Origin of the sequence: Pseudomonas sp. 21615526, assembly GCF_013386245.1 — a bacterium.
In the GTDB taxonomy this organism is placed as follows: domain Bacteria; phylum Pseudomonadota; class Gammaproteobacteria; order Pseudomonadales; family Pseudomonadaceae; genus Aquipseudomonas.
The window spans coordinates 1-23,261 of the sequence record NZ_JACAOM010000150.1 but is presented as its reverse complement, the minus strand read 5'-3'; the positions used below and the strand labels follow the sequence as shown (position 1 = coordinate 23,261).

Annotated in this window: 13 protein-coding genes; 8 read left to right on the top strand and 5 right to left on the bottom strand. The window is 62.3% G+C overall.

What is annotated here, in order from left to right; translation table 11 throughout:
* Positions 1-88 precede the first annotated feature (88 nt).
* Positions 89-706 carry a ParB-like protein gene (locus HX786_RS29155; RefSeq protein WP_008433013.1) on the top strand — a complete coding sequence of 206 codons (618 nt, stop codon included), beginning with the start codon at positions 89-91 and terminating at the stop codon, positions 704-706.
* Positions 696-2,330 (top strand): SulP family inorganic anion transporter, encoded by a 1,635-nt coding sequence (locus HX786_RS29150; protein ID WP_178912953.1) that lies wholly within the window; start codon positions 696-698, stop codon positions 2,328-2,330. Before HX786_RS29155 ends, HX786_RS29150 begins: the two co-directional genes overlap by 11 nt.
* 8 nt (positions 2,331-2,338) lie before the next feature.
* Here the strand turns inward: HX786_RS29150 and HX786_RS29145 are convergent, their stop codons facing one another.
* Entirely contained in the window at positions 2,339-3,838 is a 1,500-nt protein-coding gene (locus tag HX786_RS29145; protein ID WP_178912952.1) for an FAD-dependent oxidoreductase, read from the bottom strand.
* Positions 3,839-3,890: 52 nt separating this feature from the next.
* Between HX786_RS29145 and HX786_RS29140 the strand changes: the two genes are divergently transcribed.
* A complete protein-coding gene (locus HX786_RS29140; protein ID WP_256579747.1) occupies positions 3,891-4,391 on the top strand; it encodes a MarR family winged helix-turn-helix transcriptional regulator in 501 nt (166 codons plus the stop codon).
* 58 nt (positions 4,392-4,449) lie between these two features.
* On the opposite strand, the gene HX786_RS29135 is transcribed toward HX786_RS29140, so the two are convergent.
* Together HX786_RS29135 and HX786_RS29130 are read right to left on the bottom strand one after the other, a co-directional pair.
* Complete coding sequence (locus tag HX786_RS29135) at positions 4,450-4,944, bottom strand: DUF934 domain-containing protein (protein ID WP_003210798.1); 495 nt, start codon at positions 4,942-4,944, stop codon at positions 4,450-4,452.
* On the bottom strand, positions 4,928-6,586 hold the full coding sequence (locus tag HX786_RS29130) for a nitrite/sulfite reductase (RefSeq protein WP_003210800.1): 1,659 nt from the start codon (positions 6,584-6,586) through the stop codon (positions 4,928-4,930). Before HX786_RS29130 ends, HX786_RS29135 begins: the two co-directional genes overlap by 17 nt.
* Positions 6,587-7,035: 449 nt before the next feature.
* Between HX786_RS29130 and HX786_RS29125 the strand changes: the two genes are divergently transcribed.
* Entirely contained in the window at positions 7,036-8,115 is a 1,080-nt protein-coding gene (locus HX786_RS29125) for an ABC transporter substrate-binding protein (RefSeq protein WP_008432999.1), read from the top strand.
* A 6-nt stretch (positions 8,116-8,121) separates the two neighbouring features.
* Here HX786_RS29125 and HX786_RS29120 read toward each other — a convergent pair whose 3' ends face one another.
* Positions 8,122-8,337, bottom strand: a complete 216-nt coding sequence (locus tag HX786_RS29120) for a DUF2970 domain-containing protein (protein WP_008432997.1) — start codon at positions 8,335-8,337, stop codon at positions 8,122-8,124.
* Between the two features lie 141 nt (positions 8,338-8,478).
* Between HX786_RS29120 and HX786_RS29115 the strand changes: the two genes are divergently transcribed.
* Complete coding sequence (locus tag HX786_RS29115; protein WP_256735334.1) at positions 8,479-15,111, top strand: NEL-type E3 ubiquitin ligase domain-containing protein; 6,633 nt, start codon at positions 8,479-8,481, stop codon at positions 15,109-15,111.
* 39 nt (positions 15,112-15,150) lie between these two features.
* On the opposite strand, the gene metH is transcribed toward HX786_RS29115, so the two are convergent.
* Positions 15,151-18,861: a methionine synthase gene (metH, locus tag HX786_RS29110; protein ID WP_178912951.1), complete on the bottom strand. Its 3,711-nt coding sequence runs from the start codon at positions 18,859-18,861 to the stop codon at positions 15,151-15,153.
* 164 nt (positions 18,862-19,025) lie between these two features.
* On the opposite strand from metH, the gene HX786_RS29105 reads away from it, so the two are divergent.
* The 3 genes from HX786_RS29105 to nfuA all read left to right on the top strand — a co-directional run bounded on the left by HX786_RS29105 (position 19,026) and on the right by nfuA (position 23,065).
* Positions 19,026-21,317: a fatty acid cis/trans isomerase gene (locus HX786_RS29105; RefSeq protein WP_003210812.1), complete on the top strand. Its 2,292-nt coding sequence runs from the start codon at positions 19,026-19,028 to the stop codon at positions 21,315-21,317.
* Positions 21,318-21,398: 81 nt separating this feature from the next.
* Positions 21,399-22,421, top strand: coding sequence for an acyltransferase (locus HX786_RS29100; RefSeq protein ID WP_177029366.1), 1,023 nt, complete (start codon positions 21,399-21,401; stop codon positions 22,419-22,421).
* A gap of 59 nt (positions 22,422-22,480) precedes the next feature.
* A complete protein-coding gene (gene nfuA, locus HX786_RS29095) occupies positions 22,481-23,065 on the top strand; it encodes a Fe-S biogenesis protein NfuA (RefSeq protein WP_003210817.1) in 585 nt (194 codons plus the stop codon).
* Positions 23,066-23,261: the final 196 nt, after the last annotated feature.

Genomic DNA, 23,261 nt, shown 5'->3' with positions numbered 1-23,261 from the left:
ATAAGTATCAACGCCAGGCGATCAATCACGGCTAAGCTTGTCGCGGGTGTCTGACAGGGCACGTCGAATTCTTACCTGGAGGTTGTTCATGGCTCGCGCCCGCCCGCAGTTGATCACCGGCAAGCTGGAAAAGCTGCACCCCACTCAATTGACGGTGGGCCTCGCCGAGGTCGCGACCAAGCGCGAGGCCTGGAAAAAGCTCAAGCGCAAGGAGCGCGCCGCCGCACTCGACCAGCATTGGTTTCCCTGTGTAATTGGGCCGGACGAGCGTTACTACATCACCGACCATCATCACTTCGGCCTGGCGTTGTTGCAGGAAGAGGTCAAGAGTGTGTCGTTGCTGGTGCTCAAGGACCTGTCGTTTGTCGAGCGTACTACGTTCTGGAACGTCATGACCTTCAACCAATGGGTGCATCCCTATGATGCGCGGGGTATCCGCCGCTCCTACGACGCCATTCCCCGGAGGATTACCGATTTGCAGGATGATCCCTACCGCAGTCTCGCGGGCCTGCTGCGTACCGCCGGCGGGTATGCCAAGGACGCCGCGCCTTTCAGCGAGTTTCTCTGGGCCGACTTTTTCCGCAGCCGCATCGGCAGCGACCTGATCGGCGACCTGAGCCCCAAGTTGATGGGCAAGGCCATGACCCTGGCCCGCAGCCAGGAAGCCCGTTACTTGCCAGGATGGGTAGGCCCGATTGACCACTGAAACCCGACAGAGCCGCGTCCAGGATTTATTGGCCGGCCTGTCCATCGCCGGCCTGTTGCTGCCCGAGGCCGTGGCCTATTCCAGCATCGCCGCGTTGCCGCCCCAGGCGGGCGTGATCGCCTTGTTTGCCGGATTGTTGTGCTACGGCCTGTTTGGCACCAGCCGCTTCGCGATTGTCTCTGCCACATCGTCCTCGGCAGCGGTGCTGGCGGCGGCCACGGCAACGCTGGCGGGGGATGACCCGGCACTCAGGCTGAGCCTGGCAATGGGCCTGGTACTGGTGACGGGGGCGTTTTTCCTGTTGGCCGGGATGCTCAAGCTGGGCGGGCTGACCTCGTTTATCGCCAAGCCGGTGTTGCGTGGCTTTGCCTTTGGCCTGGCGCTGACGATCATCCTCAAGCAGTTGGCCAGCGTGGTGGGCGTGCACCTGACTGATAACAACCTGATTCGCTTCCTGCCCCAACTCCTGGAGCAACTGCCGCGCTGGAACTGGGCCGCCGCTGCCGTCGCGGGCGTCGCGTTGCTGCTGCTCTGGCTATGCGCGCGAGTTCGGCGCCTGCCGGGCGGGTTGCTGGTGGTGATCCTCGGGATTGCCGCCGGCCAGTGGCTGGATCTGCAGGCCCATGGCGTGGCGTTGATCGGCGTCATCGACCTGCGTCTGGAACTGGCGCATTTGCCGGTGTTGCCGTTCGCCGACTGGCTGCGCCTGGGAGAGTTGGCGTTTGCCATGGTGATGATTCTTTACGCCGAGTCCTACGGCTCCATCAGCTCCTTCGCCCTCAAGCATGGTGATCGCGTGTCATCCAACCGTGACCTGCTGGCGCTGGGGGCCGCCAACCTGCTGTCCGGGCTGTTCCAGGGCATGCCCACCGGCGCCGGGTATTCGGCGACATCGGCCAATGAGGCGGCGGGAGCCAACTCGCGGCTGGCGGGCGCCGTGGCGGCGCTGGTGGTGTTGGCGATCGTGCTGACGGTGCTGCCGCTGGTGGCATTGACGCCGGTGCCGGTGCTTGCCGCCATCGTCATTTACGCCTTGGGCCGTGGCTTGAGCCTGCAGCCCCTGGGCCGCTATTTCTCCTGGCGGCGCGACCGGTTGCTGGTGATTTGCGCGGTGGCGGCGGTGTTGGTGCTGGGGGTGCTGGATGGGTTATTGGTGGCGGTCGGGATCAGCGTGGTGTTGATGTTGCGCCAGATGTCGTCGGCGGACGTGCGCGAGTTGGGGCGCATTGACGGTGGGCATGATTTTGTCGACTTGCTGCATCACCCGAGCGCCGAACGGATCCCCGGTGTGCTGATCGTGCGGCCCAGTGAAGCGCTGTTCTTCGCGAATGCCGAGCGCGTGTTGGGGGCGGTGTTGAGCCTGATGCGGCACGCTACGTTACCGGTGCACACGGTAGTGCTCAGCCTGGAAGAATCCCCCGACCTGGACGGCACCAGCATCGAGGCATTGCAGGCGTTTTTCGTACAGGTGCGAGGGGAGGGCAAATGCCTGGTGCTGGCCCGCGTACGGCATGAGGCGCAGGAGGTGTTGCAGACGCTGCCTGAGGCGTGTGCTCCCCAGGTATTGATCAGCGGCTTGAGTGTTGATGGCGCGGTGCAGTTGGCGTTGCAGCCAACTGCCTGAGCCCGACATTAAAACGCCTCGGCGCTGAGCCCCACTTGGGCGAGGTAGCCGTGCAGTTTCTCAACGTCTGTGAAGATCGCGCCGACGTAGCCATCCGGGCGCACCAGCACCCATTCGCCATGGGCGAGGTTGTAAGCGTCATTGAACTGTCGCTGATCATCCACCAGGTCGCCGCCCGGCCCGAAGCGATGGATATGCAGCCCGGCGGCAGGCTTCAGTGACCCGCGTTCCACCTCATAGCCCAGCAATGTCCAATGCACGCCCTGGAACAGCTTGAATAGCCGGGACGAATGGCCGCTGGCGTCCCGCACGGTTGCATCGGGCGCCCGGTCACCGGCGAGCAAGCGGCCTTCTCGTTCTGCCGGTTGCACTGCGAGCGAGGAGTGGGGATACCCGATATCGAGTTGGTGCACCTCGCGGCCGCGGCGCATGTTGCCCTTTTTCATTCCGTCCAGCAGCCTGGTCGACAGGCCGAGCATCGAGGCTGCCACAGGCCGTCGCTCTTCCTCATAGGTGTCGAGCAACGCTTCGGGCGCATCGGCCGTCACCGCCGCCAGCTTCCAGCCCAGATTGTAGGCATCTTGCACGCTGGTATTGAGGCCCTGGCCGCCGGTGGGTGGGTGGATGTGCGCGGCATCGCCGATAAGAAATACCTGTCCTACGCGATAGTGATCGGCCAGCCGCGCATTCATCGTGTAGGCCGACGCCCAGGAGACAGAGTCGATATGAATGTCCTGCCGACCCGTGCGCTCTGCCACCAGGTTCATGAGCCCCTCAGCGCTGAGGTCAACTTCTGTGTCCAGCGGAATCGGCGCCTGTATCTGAAACAGCTCGGTCCCCGCCAATGGGCAGATTGCGACCTGCATTGTCATGCACTCAGTGCTGAACCGGTGCCAGTAGTCACGCGACAGGCCGGTCATAAGCACATCGGCTACGATGGCACGGACCCCGAGGGTCTGCCCAGGAAATCCGATGTCCAGCGTGCGGCGTACCACACTGCGGCCGCCGTCTGCGCCAATGAGCCAACGTACACGCAGTGTCTGTTCGCCTTCGTTGCCGACCAAATATGCGGTCACGCCGTGGCTGTCCTGCTCGAAGCTGACTAACTCGCAGCCAGACGCCGGGCGGTGCCCCAATTCCAGAAGGCGCTCGCGCATCACCTGTTCGGTGAGGAACTGCGGCAGCATCATAGGCTGCTGATAAGGTTCGGCTGACGTTGGCGCCGAGAGCTCGATAACCTCGGCGTCGATGTGGCTGCCATCTTCGTTGTATCGCCGCTCGGGCGGGTAGACGTCGCCCGCAGCGGTGATCCGGTCGAGAATGCCGAGGTCTTCGAATATTTCCAGGGTGCGGGGTTGAATACCCTTGCCCCGCGAGCCGTGGAACGGCGCGGGGGATTTTTCGATCAGCCGGAAGGAAATGCCTCGTCGCGCCAGGTCGATCGCCAGGGTCAAACCGGCCGCACCGGCACCACAAATCAGAACGTCGACTGCGCATTGCTCTTTCATCTGGACTGCCTTTATATGTAATATGCACATATATTTGAGCAAGGAAGATTCCGTGTCAACAGAAAGCGTGCAAAATACACCTATAGGTCTTCAGATTCGCGAGCTTCACGGGGCGCTGATTGAAATTGTCGGTGCCATGAACCGGCCGCAGCGCGACGAAGTGATGGTCCGGGAGGCGGGTATCGCCCTTGATCGGGCACTGTTTCCGCTGCTGGTGCTGGTGGAGCGGCTGGGGCCGATCGGCGTTGTGGAGCTGGCCGACCGCGTGGGACGCGACTACACCACGGTCAGCCGCCAGGTGGCGAAGCTGGAAAGCCTCGGTTTGGTCGACCGCCAGGAAAGTGCCAAGGACCGCCGGGTTCGCGAGTCGGTGATCACCCCGCAGGGCAAGGCAATGACGGATCGGGTGGATGAGGCACGTACGCGAATGGGGATGGCCATTTTCGCCACCTGGGAACAGCAGGACATCGACGACCTGGTGCGACTGATGGGCAAGTTTGCCGCCGACCTCAACGACGATGCGCTGGTCACTCTGACGCTTGAGAATCGATAGAAAAGCCGGGCAAAAAAATACCCCTCAATGAGGGGCATTTTTAAACGACTCCCAGCGGTTACCGGCGGCGGAACAACGGCAACGGTTCATCCGTCGCGGCCTGGTACGTCACCGAGAAATCCTTGAGGCTTTCCAGCGCTTCATACGGGTCTTTATCCGCGCGCAAGGCGAAGGCATCGAACCCGCAGCGGCGCAGGTAGAACAACTGGTCGCGCAGCACATCGCCAATCGCCCGCAGCTCGCCCTTGTAACCATAACGGTCACGCAGCAGGCGGGCGTTGGAGTAGTTGCGACCGTCGGTGAAGGCCGGGAAGTTCAGGGCGATGACCTGGAAGTGCTCCACGTCATCACCGATCTCTTCGGCTTCTTCATCGGCGTCCAGCCACACACCCAGGCCGCCGTCGCGGGCCTTGAGGGCGTGAGCGTGCTCGCGCCACAGGGCCAGCGGCACGATCAGGTCGTCGCAATTGGAGATGCCATCGAAGCTCGCATCCTTGGGCAGCAGGTGCCAGGTTTCGTCGAGGACTTCGTTGTTCTTAATGATTCGCTGCATAGACGCGCTCCTTGAACAGGTCAATGCCGATGCGCTGGTAAGTGTCGATGAAACGCTCATCTTCGGTGCGCTGTTCAACGTACACGTCGATCAGCTTGCCGATCACGTCAGGCATGGCTTCCTGGGCGAAGGACGGACCGAGGATCTTGCCCAGGCTCGCATCGCGGCTGGCGCTGCCACCCAGGGACACTTGGTAGAATTCTTCGCCTTTCTTGTCCACGCCCAGGATGCCGATGTGGCCGACGTGGTGGTGACCACAGGCGTTCATGCAACCGGAGATGTTCAGGTCCAGCTCGCCGATGTCGAACAGGTAGTCCAGGTCGTCGAAACGGCGCTGGATCGATTCGGCAATCGGGATCGACTTGGCGTTGGCCAGGGAGCAGAAGTCGCCGCCCGGGCAGCAGATGATGTCGGTCAGCAGGCCGATGTTCGGCGTGGCAAAACCCTGCTCGCGCAGCTCGCCCCACAGGGTGAACAGTTGAGACTGTTCAACATCGGCGAGGATGATGTTCTGCTCGTGGGAGGTGCGCAGTTGGCCGAAGCTGTAGCGCTCGGCCAGGTCGGCGACGCCGTCCAGTTGCTTGTCGGTGATGTCACCCGGTGCAACACCGGTAGGTTTCAGCGACAGGGTCACGGCCACATAGCCCGGCTTTTTGTGGGCCAGGGTGTTGCGGGTGCGCCAGCGGGCGAAACCCGGGTGCTGCGCATCGAGCTCGGCCAACGCGGCGTCCTGATTGCTCAGGGCCTTGTAGTCCGGGTCGACGAAGTGTTTGGCAACGCGGTGCACTTCGGCGTCGGTCAGGGTGGTCTGGCCGCCGCGCAGGTGTTCCATCTCGGCGTCGACTTTCTGGGCGAACACCTCGGGGGTCAGCGCTTTTACCAGGATCTTGATCCGGGCCTTGTACTTGTTGTCACGACGGCCGTAGCGGTTGTAGACCCGCAGGATCGCGTCGAGGTAGCTCAACAGGTCCTGCCACGGCAGGAATTCGTTGATGAAGGCACCCACTACCGGCGTACGACCGAGGCCGCCGCCGACGAGCACACGGAAGCCCAACTCGCCCGCCGCGTTGTGCACCGGCTCCAGGCCGATATCGTGCACTTCGATGGCGGCGCGGTCCGAGGTCGAGCCATTGATGGCGATCTTGAACTTGCGCGGCAGGTAGGCGAATTCCGGGTGGAAGGTGGTCCATTGACGGACGATTTCACACCATGGGCGGGGGTCGATCAGCTCGTCAGCGGCAACGCCGGCGAACTGGTCGGTGGTCACGTTGCGCAGGCAGTTACCGCTGGTCTGAATGGCGTGCATCTGCACGGTGGCCAATTCAGCCAGGATGTCCGGCACGTCTTCCAGGGCCGGCCAGTTGAACTGAACGTTCTGGCGAGTACTGATGTGGGCGTAGCCCTTGTCGAAGTCGCGGGCAATCTTGGCCATCATGCGCGTCTGACGGGAAGTCAGTTGGCCATAAGGCACGGCAACCCGCAGCATCGGCGCAAAGCGCTGAACATAAAGGCCATTTTGCAGGCGCAGAGGGCGGAACTCTTCTTCGCTCAGTTCACCTGCCAGATAGCGTCGGGTCTGATCACGGAACTGCTTGACGCGGTCCTCGATGATGCGCTGATCGTATTCGTCGTATACGTACATATAGGTCCTGTTCTCGGCAAATCTGCGCGCACGGCCGCGCACTCCCAACGGAGCCGGCGCACGATACCAGTTTGCGTTTATGCGCAAAAGTGATGTTTGAGTATATGCAAATAACCAAATGGCCTAATGAGAACGGTTATCGCGATACCCACATTTGTCATGCGGGCAATCATGAACTTTACTGTGCTCGTGTCTTTGTGCAATCACCTATAAAACCGACAAGAGGCGATGCTATGAGCAATCCGACCAAAGCGCGCAAAAGTGACAGCAGTGTCGATGCGTGGGCCATTCTGTTCTTGATTATCCTGGTGGTTTCCACTGCCGTGTTCTGGGTCAGCCATCAATAAAAGGGCGTTATCGAGCCTTGTTGTCGACAATCGGCAATTAGCCGAGATTGACCGGCCTGATGCCATTATCATGGGCCGTCATTCCGAAGGGCTCAGGCAACGATGTTGAAGGTTCTCTGCAAGTGCTTGCTGGTGCTGAGCATGCCGTTCTGGGCCATCGCCCAGGCGACGTCGGTGGTGTTTCTCAACCCTGGCAATTCGACCGAGACCTTCTGGGTCAGCTACGCGCAATTCATGCAGGCCGCCGCCAGGGACCTCGGCCTGGATTTGCGTGTGCGCTATTCCGAGCGCAACCCCGAGACCACGCTGGTGCAGGCCCGTGAAGCCCTGCAAGGCGCCGAGCGCCCGGACTACCTGGTGCTGGTCAACGAGCAGTACATCGCCCCACAGATCTTGCGCCTGGCCCAGGGCAGCGGGGTCAAGCTGCTGATCGTCAACAACGCGCTGACCGCGGACCAGACTCAACTGCTGGACGCCGGCAAATACCCTGACTGGATCGGCAGCATGGTCGCCGACGACGAACAGGCGGGCTACTTGATGCTCACCCAGTTGTTGCGCCTGCATGGGCCTGTCGCCCCCGGCCAGACCCTCGACCTGATCGCGTTCTCCGGGGCCAAGACCACTCCCGCCGCGCAACTGCGCGAGCGAGGCTTGCAGCGCGCCCTGGCGGATCATCCGCAGGTGCGCCTGCGCCAGTTGGTGTATGGCGAGTGGAGTCGCCAGCGCGCTTTCGACCAGGCCACGCAGTTATTCAAACGCTACCCGCAGACCGCGCTGGTGTGGGCGGCCAACGATGAAATGGCGCTGGGGGCAATGGATGCACTCAAAGGCAGCGGGCGCACGCCGGGCACGGACGTGTTGTTCAGCGCGGTCAACAGTTCGCCCGAAGCGTTGCAGGCGCGCCTTGAGGGGCGCCTGAGTGTGCTGGTGGCCGGGCATTTCACCCTTGGCGGCTGGGCGATGGTGGTGCTGCATGACGATGCCCGCGGCCTGGGCATGGCGCAGTACGGTGGGCGTGAGCGCAAGCTTGGGCTCTTTCGATTGATTGATCCGCCACAAGCCTCGCGCCTTTTAGAGATGCAGGGGCGCGAGGACTACGGCGTCGACTTTCGAGCACTGTCAGCCCAGGGCAAGCCAGCCACCTATCGCTACCCGTTCAGCCTGCAACTGCTGATGCATTGACCGGCTTCAAACACCGGCCAGGTGCAGCACCAGCTTGACGATGCCAAACAGGGTCAAGGCAAACACGGCGGTAAACACAATACCCAGGATGACAAAGTGGCTGGGCTTGCCATGGGTAAAGTCGCGGGCGCGATTCTTCCCGCTCTGCACCCCGAAGGCGGCTGCCATCACGCTGTGAAGCATCTGCCAGAAAGTCGGTGGCTTGTTGTTGGAATCGTCCATAAAGGCCTCGCGGTAGGGATCAAACCCATGGATGAGGATAGCCAAGTTCCCGCAAAACACCGGCTGTAGCTATCTACCGCCCTGGCGGTTGGCCCGTTCGCTGTACTGGGACTCCTTAACAGAGTCATCAGGAACGAGCGCATGCCAACCTTACCCGCCCCGACAGAGCAGGGGCTACACACCGCATTGATCAAGAACAGCTTGCCCGGCTGGATTGCCCGCAGCGCGGCTGCGGACATCCGACGCTTGAAGCCGGGCCTGCTGCCCGGGCGCGTCCCCGAGGATGCACCACCTGCCTGGCTCAGTAACGCGCCCCAGGGGTTGCGCCAGGCATTCGCCGACAGCCAGTTGGCCAGTCGCCGCGCCCACGAGCGGCTGGCCAAGACTCTCGACGGCCTCAAGGGCATCACCGAGTTCGCCCAGCCGCTGCTGGAAGACGCCTGGCGCAAACGGTTCGGTGAGGTACCGGACGTCCACAAGCACCAGTTGCATTACCTGCGTTACCGTCAGGTGCCGCAACAGCATTCGCTGTTGCAGGCAGCATTGCTCAACTTTGAAGGCAATGAAGACTTTGCCGATATCGCCCTTGAGCAAACCAGCGCGCTGGCCCCCGAAGGGGCGTTGTTCACCGAGTACTACGGCGAAATTCTGAACGACCATTCACGCCGGGCCCGCTATCGCTACCGCGAAAAGCTCGCCGTCACCCCGGACCAGTTTGCCGCGCTCTGCCGCACGCTGGACCTGGGCCGGCAATACCAGGCGCATTTGCAGCAGGTGTTCGAGGACGCGGGCACCAAGGCTGTGGTGCGCGAGCAGATGATCGACGCGCACAAGAAACTGCTGGCCGTCAGGCTGCACACGGCGCGGATGAAGAACGAAGTCAGCGACAGTGCCTATGCCATGCTCAACGCCTTACTGGCCGGTACCGAACGGCCGCAGTTGGATGGCAAGCCCGTCGCCTGCAGCCAATTGGCGATTCTCGGCTGCAAGGTGGGTGAAGTCGTACTGATCGGGCCGGGCGTCGGCGCGATGGCAGATGCCCGGCAGCCGTTGGGCTGGGGCACTGTGCTGGTGCCCGGCGCCTCGCTCGGGGAATTGCTGGTGCCGGCCGCGGCCGACCAGCGGCTGGTGGCGTGGATCCCCGGTGCGCCGTTGTACCCGCTCAAGGAATACCCGTCGATAAAGGCGTTCGAGGCGGAACTGGCGATCAACCTGCGCTCCCCGGAGTATCAGCGGCTGTTTGCCAGCCTGGTGCCGCAAGACGAAGCCCCGGCTTTCCTGCAACGACTGAAGACCAAGCTCTTTACCTTCGAGTGGAACTCCAGAGGCTACATGGAGCAGGTCTACGACCCGAACGTCAACCTGGCGCGCCGCGAAAGCCTGATCAGCGGCGAGCTGTTCGGAGCGCTCTATGACAACCACCTGCAACGCCTGAAAGATAACGCCAGAACGCTCGCCGTACCCACCGCCGAGGCGGATCGCAAGGCTGCCCAGGAACGCCACGAACATTGGCTGAGTATTGGCTTGAATGTGCTGAACGTGGCGGCCTTTGTCGTGCCCGGCCTGGGGGAGGTGATGCTGGCGGTCACGGCTGTGCAACTGGGCCTGGAGGTCTACCATGGCATCGAGGCGTGGAAGGAAGGCGACATGGATGCCGCCTGGGGACATCTGGAGTCGGTGGCGCTGAACGTGGCCTTCATGGCCGCCCTCGGCGGTTCGACGGCCCTGGCCGGTCGCGCGCCGAAAATCCAGGTGTCCCGCTGGGTGGATGGCCTGGTACCGGTCAAACTGCCCAGTGGTGAGGCTCGGCTGTGGAAACCGGACCTGGCGCCGTACCGCAGCGAGGTGGTGCTGGCCCCGGCTGTCAAGCCCAATGCCCGGGGCCAGTACGAGACAGGCGGCAAGATTTATGTGCGTATCGGCGAAAACCTGCATGAAAAGGTCTTCGACAGCCGAATCCGCAAGTGGCGGATCAAACACCCGGAAAATCCCGAGGCTTACCAACCGATCCTTGAACACAACAACGCCGGTGCCTGGCGGCATGTGCATGAGCAGCCCTTCAAATGGGACCGCCTGACCCTGTTGCGACGACTGGGGCCCGCCACTGAAGAATTCTCTGATACGACACTGGGCATTATTGGGGATATCAGTGGGGTCCAGGATGACGTGTTGCGCAAGGCGTATATCGAAGGCAGGCCGCTGCCCGCCGTGCTGGCCGATACCCTGGAGCAGTTCCGCAGCCAGCCAGTGGCGGATACGGCGCCGCTGGCTGGCGAAGAGGCGGTGCTGCAACGGCGCTTCCCTGGATTGTCGAGGCGAGCCATCCAGGAAATTCTTGATACCGCCAGCGAACAGGAGCGCTTGCAACTGCGCAGTCAGCGTGGAGCCTCGGCGCGCCTGGACAATGCCGCTCGCCGCGCAGTCCAACAAGGCCGCCTGAGCCGTGCCCTGGCGGGGCTGCATCGTCAGGCCGACGCCGGTGCCGACACTGACCGCCTGGCCCTGCATTGCCTGCAACACTTGCCGGGCTGGCCCACCAATCTGCGCCTGGAAGTGCGCTTTCAGGCTGTCGAAGGACCGTTACTGAACAGCATTGGCCCGCAAGATGCGCCGCTGCGCAGATACCTGGTCAAGCAGGGCGAAGCCTTCCAGGCCTACGACGAGCGCGGTGTCGCGCTGAACAGCCGGACCACCGGGCGGCGTAATTTCTTCCAGTCCGTCGTGCATGCGATCCCCGCTGCGGCCCGACCTGGCCTGGACATGCCCGTGGCGACCCTGGACCGGGAACTGCAACAGGCGGTGGCCAGTTATGCCACCCGCCGCCGTAGCCAAATGTCCAATGTGCTCGGCCTGCGCGCACCGCGTTCGCGACCCGTGTTGACGGGGGCGGGGGGCGTCCTGGGTTACCCGTTGAGCGGTCGGGGCAAAGGCTTTGACGTGGATGCATCGCTGACGGCGAGGGTGCAGGCGCTCTATCCGAACCTCAACGCCGGGCAGGCCAGCGATTTTGTCCTGAGCCGATTGCAGGCCGGTGAAAGCGCCCAACAGATTTTCACCCTGCTGGGAAACCGCCAGCGTGAGTTCGACCTGTTGCAGGCAGAGCTTGATCAGTGGACCGCCGCTGCAGCCGGGCAGGCGGGCGGGGCCAGCCAGCAACAACGGGTAGCGGCTGACATCATCGGTTGCTGGCGCCAGGGCATTTACCGCGAGCGGCCGCCCCAGAGCATTCTGTCGTTGGGCAGCGTGACGGACCTTCCGCGCCTGAGTGCAGACTTTTCCCATGTGCAGGCGCTGAGCGCACATGCCGAGCTTTTGTTGGGTGATCAGGGCGTGCGCCTGGCCGATCAGTTTTCCCGGGTGCGACACCTTGAGGTGCTTCTTGACGCAACGCCGGGCACCGGACTGGTCGACGGGCTGAACCGCTTCGTCGATCTCAACCAACTGACGTTGAATGGTCGGGACGTGGCCTATTCGGTCCCCTTCATTCAACGCCTGGGGGCAATGGAGCGCTTGCGTAACCTGTCCGTCGCGGGGCTTTCGCAAAACCTGGACGTCAGCCCCCTCACGCACCTGCGCTCGTTGCGCATGGAGGGCTCGGTGCAGGAGTGGCCACAGGGGGTGACGTCACTTGAGCACCTTGAGAGGCTCGACCTGTGGCGAACAAACATCCGTTCGGTACCCCCGTCGATGCTCATCGGGCATGAACGATTGTGGCGCGGCCTGAACCTGCGGTGGGCCGCGTTTGACCGCCGGGAATTCATGGCGGTGTATGAACATGTGCGGGGCAATCCGGCTCACCTGCTCAATGAGCAAGCCCTGGTGCAGGGTTACTGTGAAGGCGTGATGGACCGCTTGAAAAATGTGCACTGGGGGTTTGGCATAGACGTTGTCTCTCAGTTCCGGCAGCAGGGTCTGACCACTGAACAGATACTGGCTCGCACTCACCAGGTACTCGACGAACAGCTCGCCCTGAGCCGGGACCTGCAGGAGTGGGCGGCCAGGGAGTTGCGGGTTGACCGCCGGCAGGTGGATGTCTTTTACCGCCAGCGCGCCGCCGAGCGGCTCCTGGACAGTTGGCGTGAAGGCCTGGGGCCGCGGCTTGCGCCGTCGGGCATGTCGGCGCGCTCCAACCTGCCGACCGCCACACTGAACCTGTCGGGGGGCGTGCTGGGCGACTTGCCCGGGTTGCCGGCGGCCGCGTTCGCCCATGTCAAACAGGTCAACCTGAGCGGCACCCGGGTTTCGATTGAGGCGCTGAATGACTTTCTCGGCGCATTCAACGCCATTGAAGACTTGAACCTCAGTGCCAGCAACCTGGCACAGCTGCCGTCGGCCCTGGACAACTTCACCGCCCTGCGCCAGTTGGATCTTTCCCACAACCAACTGAGCATCATCCCGTCCATCCAGCAACGCTTGAGCCGCCTGACGGCTCTTGAAACCCTGGACTTGCAATACAACCGTGTCGCGAGCCTGGATCTGCGTGGCCTCAACGCCTTGCGCCACTTGAACCTCAGCCGCACTGGAATCACCGAATGGCCCGAGGGTGTCCTGGACTTGCCAGTCCTGGAGAGCCTGGACCTGAGCCACAGCGCTATCACCCGGGTGCCCGCCCAGGCGCTCACCGGCCACGACACGCTGATGCTCAAGAGCAACCTGCGGGGTTGCCGACTGACTGCCCGGGCCTGCGCCGACATCCTGGCCTTTGCGCAACGCACCCTGCGGGAAAATCCATTGGGCCTTGATGTGGAATTACTGCCGTTGGTGGGGCCGGAAATCTACCTGCACAAGCCGCTGGGCATTCCCCAGGAACAGCTGCGCATCGGCCGGACCGGCGGCGATCCGGAGTATTTCCCGGTCAGGGTCACCGACGACCCCGGCCAGTTGCTGTTGCCCCTGCACGTCGAGAACGTCGACGCGCAAGCACGCCTCACTCCGGCGGCGCGCCTGCAACAACTGGATCCTGCCTTGAGCAGTGCCCAGGCGGTGGCGCGCATTGATGAATGGCTGGCCGCCGGCCTGGGCGCCACCGGCGTCGACACACGCCTGGTGCAGTTGCACGCCGAGCATCAACGCTTGAGCCGGGTGTTGAACAGTTGGATCGACACCGAGGGTTATCGCGAGGGGGGCGGCTGGGTCAGTGCCCTCGACCGTCGTCGTGCCGCCGGCCGGCTCCTTGAAAGCTGGCGCCACAACCTGCGTGCCCGGCCCGAGGTGCCGCCGGTGGACGGGCGCGAGGTACTGGACCTGTCCGGGTTGTATCTGGGCGACCTGCCGACGTTGCCGGCTTCAATGAGCCACGTCAGCGTGCTCGACCTCACCGAGGTGAAGCTGACGGAGCAGGGGTCCAATGGGTTCCTGGGCAGTTTCCCCCACCTGCGCCGGCTTGTGCTCAACAAGAATGGCCTGGCGCACCTGCCCGAGGTGATCAACCAATACACGGCGCTGACTCATCTCGAAGCCACCTACAATGATTTGCGCGACGCTGTGGAGCTACAGGCACTGCTCGGCCCATTAAGTGCGCTGGAATGGCTCGATCTTGGCGAAAACACCCTGGCCAGCCTGGATGTCAGCGGCCTGCGCGGGCTGACAAACCTGGACCTGCACAACAACGTCCTGGAGGAATGGCCGGCCGGGGCATTGGAACTGCCGCGACTGCGCACCCTCGACCTCAGCAATAACCAGATCGAGACCATCCCGGACGATGCCCTGTTACCTCGCCACAACCTCCTGATGAGCAACACCAACCTGACGGACAACGGGCTGGAAGAACGCGTGTTCGAGCGCCTGAGCGACTTCCTCGAGGAAACGGGGTTCGGCCTGGGCTATACCCGGGAGCAAATTGATCGCGAGCTCGATGGCTTCCTCCTCAGTACCAGTCACGAGGAAGCGGATCTGAGCGGTGAGCTGCATCCGGAGCTGCTGACGCCCGCAGCACAGAAGGCCCAGTGGTTTGCTGGCGTGGCGGCCGACTCCAGCAAACACGCAGTCTGGGAGTCGCTCAAGAGCGCTGACGACAGTGAGGATTTCTTCTACATCATTTCCCAGCTGAAAAACGCCCAGGACTTCATCACCGACCGCCCTGAGTTGACGCGCCGGGTATGGGAGGTGCTGGAGGCCACCGAGCAACGTCCGGCGTTGCGCGAGCAACTGTTCGGCAAGGCTCGCGGCATGCGGATCAACGCGACCTGCGGTGACGGTTGGATCCTGCTGTTCAGCGACCTTGAAGTCAGTGTCTATGAGTTCAAGGCCCTGGAAACCGTGGAACCCGGAAAAGAAGGCGCGGCGCTGTTCAAGCTGGCCAGAAGCATGATCCGCCTGGAACAGACTGAAGCCACCGCCAGCCGCGTGGTCAGCCTAAAGCCCAGTGTTGACCCGGCGGAAATTCGCCTGGCCTACCGCATCGGCCTGGCCCAACGCCTGGAGTTGCCGCGCCAGCCGTCCGGCATGCTGTACCGCAACCTTTCCCAAGTGAAACAGGCCGATATCGACCAGGCCTACGCCAGCATCATCGGCCGGGAGGCGACCGAGGCGTTCACGGCCGATCTGGTCACGCGCCAGTACTGGGTCGACTACGTGCAGAAGCAATACACCGCCGACTTTACGACGCTGGCCCAGACCCAGGCCCGCGAGGCTGAAGCCCTGGAGGATCGCTATCCGGCGTTTGGTGCGCAGTACGAGGCGCAAGCCGTGGTATTGGCCAAGCAAAGGACTGAGCAACGCCAGGCCCTGCTGATTCGCCTGTCCGTACAGGAGAGAGCGACGTTGGGGCTATAAGACGCACCGCGGCAGGCCCGAAAGCGGGCCTGCCGCATATCAGTTGTCGTAACCCAGGTTCGGCGCCAGCCAGCGTTCGGTCACGCTCAGGTCCTGCTCCTTGCGGGCGGTGTAGCTGGCGACCTGGTCCTTGTCGATCTTGCCCACCGCAAAGTACTGCGCTTGCGGGTGAGCGAAGTACCAGCCGCTGACGGCTGCTGCCGGGAACATCGCGTAGTGCTCGGTCAGGAACACGCCGCTGCGGCCGGCGTGCATCTCCTGGGCTTCAGGGTCCAGCAGTTGGAACAACTGGGCCTTCTCGGTGTGGTCCGGGCACGCCGGGTAACCCGGGGCAGGGCGGATACCGCTGTACTGCTCCTTGATCAGCGCTTCGTTATCCAGCACTTCGTCCTTGGCGTAGCCCCAGTGCTCTTTACGCACCTGCTGGTGCAGCCACTCGGCGCAGGCTTCGGCCAGGCGGTCGGCCAGGGCCTTGACCATGATCGAGTTGTAGTCGTCGCCGGCGTCCTGGTAGGCCTTCGCCACTTCTTCAGCGCCGATGCCAGCGGTGGTGATGAAGCCACCGATGTAGTCGGTTACGCCGCTGTCCTTGGGTGCGACGAAGTCGGCCAGGGAGAAGTTCGGCTTGCCGTCGGTCTTGATGATCTGCTGGCGCAAATGGTGCAGCCTGGCAATCGGCTGGCCGTCATCGCCGTAGACTTCCAGGTCATCGTCCTGCACCTGGTTGGTCGGCCAGAAACCGAACACCGCGCGGGCGCTGATGAGTTTTTCGTCGATCAGCTTCTTGAGCATTTCCTGTGCGTCGGCGTACAGCGCCGTCGCCGCTTCACCCACCACTTCATCGGTGAGGATGCGCGGGAACTTGCCGGCCAGGTCCCAGGAGATGAAGAACGGTGTCCAGTCGATGTACTCGGCCAGGACGTTGAGGTCGATATTGTCCAGCACCTTGGCGCCGGTAAACGTCGGCTTGACCGGCGTGTAGCTGCTCCAGTCGAACTGCGGCTTCTTGGCGATGGCGGCCGGGTAGCTCAGGCGCTCGGTGCGCGCGCTGCGGTTGGAGGTGCGCTCGCGCACGTCGATGTATTCCAGGCGGGTTTTCTCGACGAATGCCGGCTTCAATTCCTTGGACAGCAACTGCGTCGCCACGCCCACGGCGCGGGAGGCGTCGGTGACGTAGATCACCGCGTCGTTGCTGTATTTGGGCTCGATCTTCACGGCCGTGTGGGCCTTGGAAGTGGTGGCGCCACCGATCATCAGCGGCAGGTGGAAATCCTGGCGCTGCATCTCGCGGGCGACGTGCACCATCTCGTCCAGGGACGGAGTGATCAGCCCGGACAGGCCGATGATGTCGCACTTCTGTTCCTTGGCCACCTGCAGGATTTTCTCGGCCGGGACCATCACGCCCAGGTCGACGATGTCATAGCCGTTGCAACCCAGCACCACGCCGACAATGTTCTTGCCGATGTCGTGCACGTCGCCCTTCACCGTGGCCATCAGGATCTTGCCCTTGGCTTCCGGCTTGTCGCCTTTTTCCAGCTCGATGAACGGGATCAAGTGGGCCACGGCCTGCTTCATCACCCGGGCGGATTTCACCACCTGGGGCAGGAACATTTTGCCGGCGCCGAACAGGTCGCCGACGATGTTCATGCCGGACATCAGCGGGCCTTCGATCACTTCGATCGGGCGCGCGAACGACTGCCGGGATTCCTCGGTGTCTTCGACGATGTGGGTGGTGATGCCCTTGACCAGCGCGTGTTCCAGGCGCTTGTTGACTTCCCAGCCACGCCATTCCTCGGTCTCGGCTTCCTTGACGCTGCCGTCGCCCTTGTACTTGTCGGCAATGGCGAGGAGGGCGTCGGTGCCTTCCGGGGTGCGGTTGAGCACCACGTCTTCCACCGCGTCACGCAGCTCGGCCGGGATCTGGTCGTAGATCTCCAGCTGGCCGGCGTTGACGATACCCATCGTCAGGCCGTTGCGGATCGCATACAGCAGGAACACCGAGTGAATCGCCTCGCGCACCGGGTTGTTGCCGCGGAACGAGAACGACACGTTGGACACGCCGCCCGAGGTCAGCGCATACGGCAGCTCGTCGCGGATGTAGGCACAGGCGTTGATGAAATCGACGGCGTAGTTGTTGTGTTCCTCGATACCGGTGGCGACCGCGAAGATGTTCGGGTCGAAGATAATGTCTTCCGGCGGGAAGCCGACTTCATTCACCAGGATGTCGTAGGAGCGTTTGCAGATTTCTTTCTTGCGCGCTTCGGTGTCGGCCTGGCCGGCTTCGTCGAACGCCATCACCACCACCGCCGCGCCGTAGCGCTTGCACAGCTTGGCGTGGTGAATGAACTGCTCCACGCCTTCCTTCATGCTGATGGAGTTGACGATGCCCTTACCCTGGATGCACTTCAGGCCGGCCTCGATCACTTCCCACTTGGAGGAGTCGATCATGATCGGTACGCGGGAGATGTCCGGCTCGCCGGCAATCAGGTTGAGGAAGGTCACCATGGCCTTCTTCGAATCCAGCATGCCTTCGTCCATGTTGATGTCGATCACCTGGGCGCCGGCTTCCACCTGCTGCAGGGCGACTTCCAGGGCCTCGGTGTAGTTGTCTTCACGGATCAGGCGGGCGAAGCGGGCGGAACCGGTGATATTGGTGCGCTCGCCGACGTTGACGAACAGCGAGCTGCGATCGATGGTGAACGGTTCCAGGCCCGACAGGCGGCAGGCTTTCGGAATGTCCGGGATCGGGCGCGGTGCGTAACCGGCCACGGCCTTGGCGATGGCTTCAATATGGCCCGGGGTGGTACCGCAGCAACCACCGACGATGTTCAGGAAGCCGCTCTGGGCGAATTCTTCGATGACCTTGGCGGTTTCCGACGGCAGTTCATCGTACTCGCCGAATTCGTTGGGCAGGCCGGCGTTCGGGTGGGCGGAAACGTGGGTGTTGGCCTTGTTCGACAGCTCTTCCAGGTACGGACGCAGCTCGCTCGCCCCCAGTGCGCAGTTCAGGCCCACAGACAGCGGCTTGGCGTGGCTGACCGAGTTCCAGAAGGCTTCGGTGGTCTGGCCCGACAGGGTGCGGCCGGAGGCGTCGGTGATGGTGCCGGAGATCATGATCGGCAGTTCGACGTTCAATTCTTCGAACACGCCCTGTACGGCGAAGATCGCGGCCTTGGCGTTGAGGGTGTCGAAAATGGTTTCGATCAGGATCAGGTCGGCGCCGCCTTCGATCAGGCCTTTGGTGGCTTCGGTGTAGTTTTCCACCAGCTCATCGAAGGTCACGTTGCGGTAGCCGGGGTTGTTTACGTCGGGCGACAGCGAGCAGGTACGGCTGGTCGGACCGAGCACCCCGGCGACGAAGCGCGGCTTGGCCGGGTTTTCCAGGGTCTTGGCGTCGGCGATCTTGCGCGCCAGGCGCGCGCCTTCTACGTTTAGTTCGTAGGCGAGGTCTTCCATGCCGTAGTCGGCCATGGAAATGCGCGTGGCGTTGAAGGTGTTGGTTTCCAGGATGTCGGCGCCGGCATCCAGGTAGGCTTTTTCGATGCCGCCGATCACGTCCGGACGGGTGATCACCAGCAGGTCGTTATTGCCCTTGACGTCGCTCGGCCAGTCGGCGAAGCGTTTGCCACGGTAGTCCTGCTCTTCCAGTTTATAGCTCTGGATCATCGTGCCCATGCCGCCGTCGAGGATCAGGATGCGTTCCTTGAGGGCTTGGTGGAGGGCTTGCAGACGAGCGCTACGATCGGGCATGGGACTACTCTGGTCAGGTATTACGGAGGGCGAAGATCATAACAAACCTGTGCGCTTTTAGAGCATGTGCTGGGTTTGCATGAATATCGCTCATGTTGGCGGGGGCGTTACATCGGTAGAATCGACGGGTTTTTCACTGCACGCATTGAATCGGGACCGGAAACATGTCACTTCGCCTCATCGTCAGCGCCGCGTTTGCGCTGTTCGCCCTTACCGCACAGGCAGAAGGTCCCGCCCCGGCGATCTCTTATACCCGTGACATCCAGCCGATCTTCACCGAGAAATGCGTGGCCTGCCACGCCTGCTACGACTCGGCCTGCCAGCTCAACCTGGGCAGTGCCGAAGGCGCCGCACGTGGCGCGACCAAGGTGCCGGTGTACGACGGCGAGCGCAGCCAGGCCAGCCAGCCCACCCGTTTGTTCTATGACGCCTTCGGCAAAGCCGCCTGGCAGCAAAAGGATTTCTACTCGGTACTCGACGCCCAGGGCAGCCAGGCCGCACTGATGGCGCGCATGCTGGAGCTGGGGCATAACGCGCCGCTTGCGCCCAACGCCAAGCTGCCCGACGACATCGTGCTGGGCCTGAGCCGCGAAAACACCTGCCCGATGCCGGGGGAGTTCAACGCCTACGCAGGTAACCACCCGAAGGAAGGCATGCCCCTGGCCGTCACCGGCCTGACCGACCAGCAGTACCAGACCCTGCAACGCTGGCTGGCCTCCGGCGCACCGATCGACGAACAAGGCCTGGCCCCGAGTGCCAAGGAAGCCTTGCAAGTGCAGCAATGGGAAAACCTGTTCAACCAGCCCGGGGCCCGGGAAAGCCTGGTGGCGCGCTGGTTGTTCGAGCACCTGTTCCTTGCTCACATCTACTTTGAAGGCGGCGAACCGGGGCATTTCTTCCAGTGGGTACGCTCGCGCACCCCGAGCGGGCAGCCGATCGACCTGATCAACACCCGCCGCCCCAACGACGACCCGGGCACCCAGGTGTACTACCGCCTGTGGCCGGTGCAGGGGGTGATCGTGCACAAGACTCACATCACCTATCCGTTCAGCGCCGAGAAGATGGCCCGGATCAAGTCGCTGTTCTATACCGATGACTGGCAGGTGCAAGCCTTGCCGGGCTACGGGCCGGGCCGGCGCGCAAACCCGTTCGAGACCTTCGAGGCGATTCCGGCCAAGGCGCGCTACCAGTTCATGCTGGATAACGCCGAATACTTCGTGCGCACCTTTATTCGCGGGCCGGTATGCCGGGGCCAGATCGCGACAGACGTGATCCGCGACAACTTCTGGACCCTGTTCCAGGACCCCGACCACGACCTGTATATCACCGATGCCCGCTACCGCGGCCAGGCCACGCCGTTGCTGGCGATGCCGGGGCAGATTGACGATGTGGGCAGCGTGCTCAGCCTCTGGCTCAAATACCGCGACAAGCGCAACGAGTACGAGGCGTTGCGCCGGGACAGTTATGCCGACCTGCCGCCGCCGAGCTGGTCGAGCCTGTGGGCGGGCAACGACAACGCCTTGTTGAGCATCTTCCGTCACTTCGACAGCGCCTCGGTGACCAAGGGCTTGATTGGTGAAGTGCCGCAAACCCTGTGGCTGTTCGACTATCCGCTGCTGGAGCGCACCTACTACCAGTTGGCGGTGAATTTCGATGTGTTCGGCAACGTTTCCCATCAGGCCCAGACGCGCCTGTATTTCGACCTGATCCGCAACGGTGCCGAGCAGAACTTCCTGCGCCTGATGCCGGCGGACTCGCGGGATGACTTCCTTGACGATTGGTACCAGAACAGCGGCAAGGTCAAGCTGTGGCTGGACTATGAAGCCATCGACGATGACAAGCCCACGGGCCTCAAGCTCGATGAAAAGGACCCCAAGCGCGACTTCGCCAACCAGTTGCTGGCCCGCTACGGCGACCTGAACGCCAGCCCGGACCCGATCAACCGTTGCGTCAGCGCCTATTGCTCGCGTCCGGGCATTGACCCTGCGTTGCAGGACGCCGAACAGGCCCTGAGCCGCCTGACCAACCGCCCGGCGGCGGGGCTCAAGGTGATCGACCTGTTGCCGGAAGCGACCATGCTGCGCATCGAAACCCGCAGCGGCAAACGTGAGATGTACAGCCTGTTGCGCAACCGCGCCCACAGCAACGTGGCCTTTATGCTCGGTGAGGCTTATCGCTATCAGCCGGGCCTGGACACCGTGACCATCTATCCCGGCGTGCTGAGCAGCTACCCGAACTTCATGTTCAACATTCCGGCGCAGCAAGTGCCGGAGTTTGTCGCGGCCATGGAGAATGCCAAGGACGCCAATCGCTTCGAGAAGATTGTCGACCGCTGGGGCATCCGCCGCAGTCACCCGCAGTTCTGGCAGTACTTCCACGACCTGTCGCAGTACATCCGCGAAACCACGCCGGTGGAAGAGGGCGTGCTGGACATGAACCGCTACGAGAATCTTTGATCGACCTTTGACCGTCGACGGCTGTCCCAAGCCATAGGCACCTGAATAACCGGTGTCGAGGGTTGGGAGAGTGGGTCGACGATGTTGATTTCAGTACAGGCACTGCGCGCCCTGGCGGCCTGGACCGTGGTGGGTCATCACTTCATGCAGATTTTCTTTGGCTTTAAGGCCGATTCGGCGCTGGGCCACCTGTTTGTCGACAAAGGTGCGGCGGGCGTGGATGTGTTTTTTGTGATCAGCGGCCTGGTGATCTTCCTCTCCACCGAGAACAAACAGCTGCCGCCCTGGCGATTCCTGCTGTATCGCCTGCTGCGAATCGTCCCGGCCTACTGGTTCTACACGCTGTTGATGGCGCTGCTGGTGGTGTTTGCGCGGCCGGTGTTGCCGGACCAGAGCGTCGATGCGGCCCATGTGTTGATGTCCTTGCTGTTCATACCTTCGGAAAATCCCGGTGGTTATGGGGTGTACCCGACCTTGAACGTCGGCTGGACCCTGAACTACGAGATGCTTTTCTACGTGCTGTTTGCGTGGGCGTTGCTGTTTCGCCGGCAGTGGCGGGTGCTGGTGGTGGGCGCGTTGTTGTTTGCGGTGTGCCAGGCGTGGACGTCGTTTGGCTGGATCAGCGACTTCTATCGTTCGGACATCGTGTACGAGTTCTTGCTCGGGATTGGCATCGGCATGCTCTACCGCAAGGGCTGGATTCGCCCCGGGCTGTGGCTTCCATTGCTGGGGATTGCGGGGGCATTGTTGGCGATCTATCACTGGCCGGCATCGCCGCGAGCCCTGACCTGGGGCTTGCCGAGTGCGGTGCTGGTGGTGGCCTGTATCTCGATGGAGCGCTATTTCGAGCGCAGCCGGCTGCTCAAGGTGATGGGGGATTGTTCCTACTCGGTCTATCTGATGCACGTGCTGGTGCTGTCGGCGGGTGGTTTTGTCGCCCAGCGTTATGGGGTTAACGCCTACGTGATGCTCGGCGTGTGCGTGGTGCTGATCGCCCTTGGGTCGCTGGCCAGCTACCACTGGCTGGAAAAGGGCAGTTATCGTCGGCTCAAAGGCTGGTTCGATGGCGACGAACGGTTGGTTCTTTCCCGACAAAAATACTAGGACTTTGTACCTCGGTAATAATTTGGCGTAAACTGCCGGCAAGCCTGCGAGGAGTTTCCATGACCGCCATAACCATTACCGACGCCGCCCACGATTACCTGGCTGATCTGCTGTCGAAGCAGAACACCCCGGGCATTGGCATCCGCGTCTTTATCACCCAGCCCGGCACCCAGTACGCTGAGACGTGCATTGCCTACTGCAAGCCGGGAGAAGAAAAACCTGAAGATACGGCGTTGGGGCTGAAAAGCTTCACGGCGTATATCGATGCGTTCAGTGAAGCGTTCCTTGACGATGCGGTGGTTGATTACGCCACTGATCGTATGGGTGGCCAACTGACCATCAAGGCGCCGAACGCCAAGGTGCCGAATGTTAATGCGGATAGCCCGATTAACGAGCGCATCAACTATTACCTGCAGACCGAGATCAATCCCGGGCTGGCCAGCCACGGTGGTCAGGTGAGTCTGATTGATGTGGTGGATGATGGTATTGCTGTGTTGAAGTTTGGTGGCGGTTGCCAGGGCTGTGGCCAGGCGGACGTGACCTTGCGTGAGGGTATTGAGCGTACGCTGCTTGAGCGGGTTCCGGAGCTCAAGGGTGTGCGGGATGTGACTGACCATACGCAGAAAGAAAACGCCTACTACTAAAGGGTGTTCGCTGCGGATGTGAAAAACGGCGCCCCGTGAGCGCCGTTTTTTTATGGTTTGGATTCAGTGGGTTGCGTTAGGGTTGTGAGGTTTTAGGTTAGGTATGTTGTGTACATATCCGTTATTTAGGTAACGGCGGCTTATGGTTCCGCTCTTACAGCGGGTCACTTTTGGCAAACGCCCGGAATGCCGGCCC

Bases quoted from the DNA above. Each gene is read 5' to 3' on its own strand.
- HX786_RS29155 (WP_008433013.1), top strand. From the start codon at position 89: ATGGCTCGCGCCCGCCCGCAGTTGATCACCGGCAAGCTGGAAAAGCTG.
- HX786_RS29145 (WP_178912952.1), bottom strand. From the start codon at position 3,838: ATGAAAGAGCAATGCGCAGTCGACGTTCTGATTTGTGGTGCCGGTGCG.
- HX786_RS29135 (WP_003210798.1), bottom strand. From the start codon at position 4,944: ATGCAGCGAATCATTAAGAACAACGAAGTCCTCGACGAAACCTGGCAC.
- HX786_RS29130 (WP_003210800.1), bottom strand. From the start codon at position 6,586: ATGTACGTATACGACGAATACGATCAGCGCATCATCGAGGACCGCGTC.
- HX786_RS29125 (WP_008432999.1), top strand. From the start codon at position 7,036: ATGTTGAAGGTTCTCTGCAAGTGCTTGCTGGTGCTGAGCATGCCGTTC.
- HX786_RS29120 (WP_008432997.1), bottom strand. From the start codon at position 8,337: ATGGACGATTCCAACAACAAGCCACCGACTTTCTGGCAGATGCTTCAC.
- HX786_RS29115 (WP_256735334.1), top strand. From the start codon at position 8,479: ATGCCAACCTTACCCGCCCCGACAGAGCAGGGGCTACACACCGCATTG.
- metH (WP_178912951.1), bottom strand. From the start codon at position 18,861: ATGCCCGATCGTAGCGCTCGTCTGCAAGCCCTCCACCAAGCCCTCAAG.
- HX786_RS29105 (WP_003210812.1), top strand. From the start codon at position 19,026: ATGTCACTTCGCCTCATCGTCAGCGCCGCGTTTGCGCTGTTCGCCCTT.
- HX786_RS29100 (WP_177029366.1), top strand. From the start codon at position 21,399: ATGTTGATTTCAGTACAGGCACTGCGCGCCCTGGCGGCCTGGACCGTG.
- nfuA (WP_003210817.1), top strand. From the start codon at position 22,481: ATGACCGCCATAACCATTACCGACGCCGCCCACGATTACCTGGCTGAT.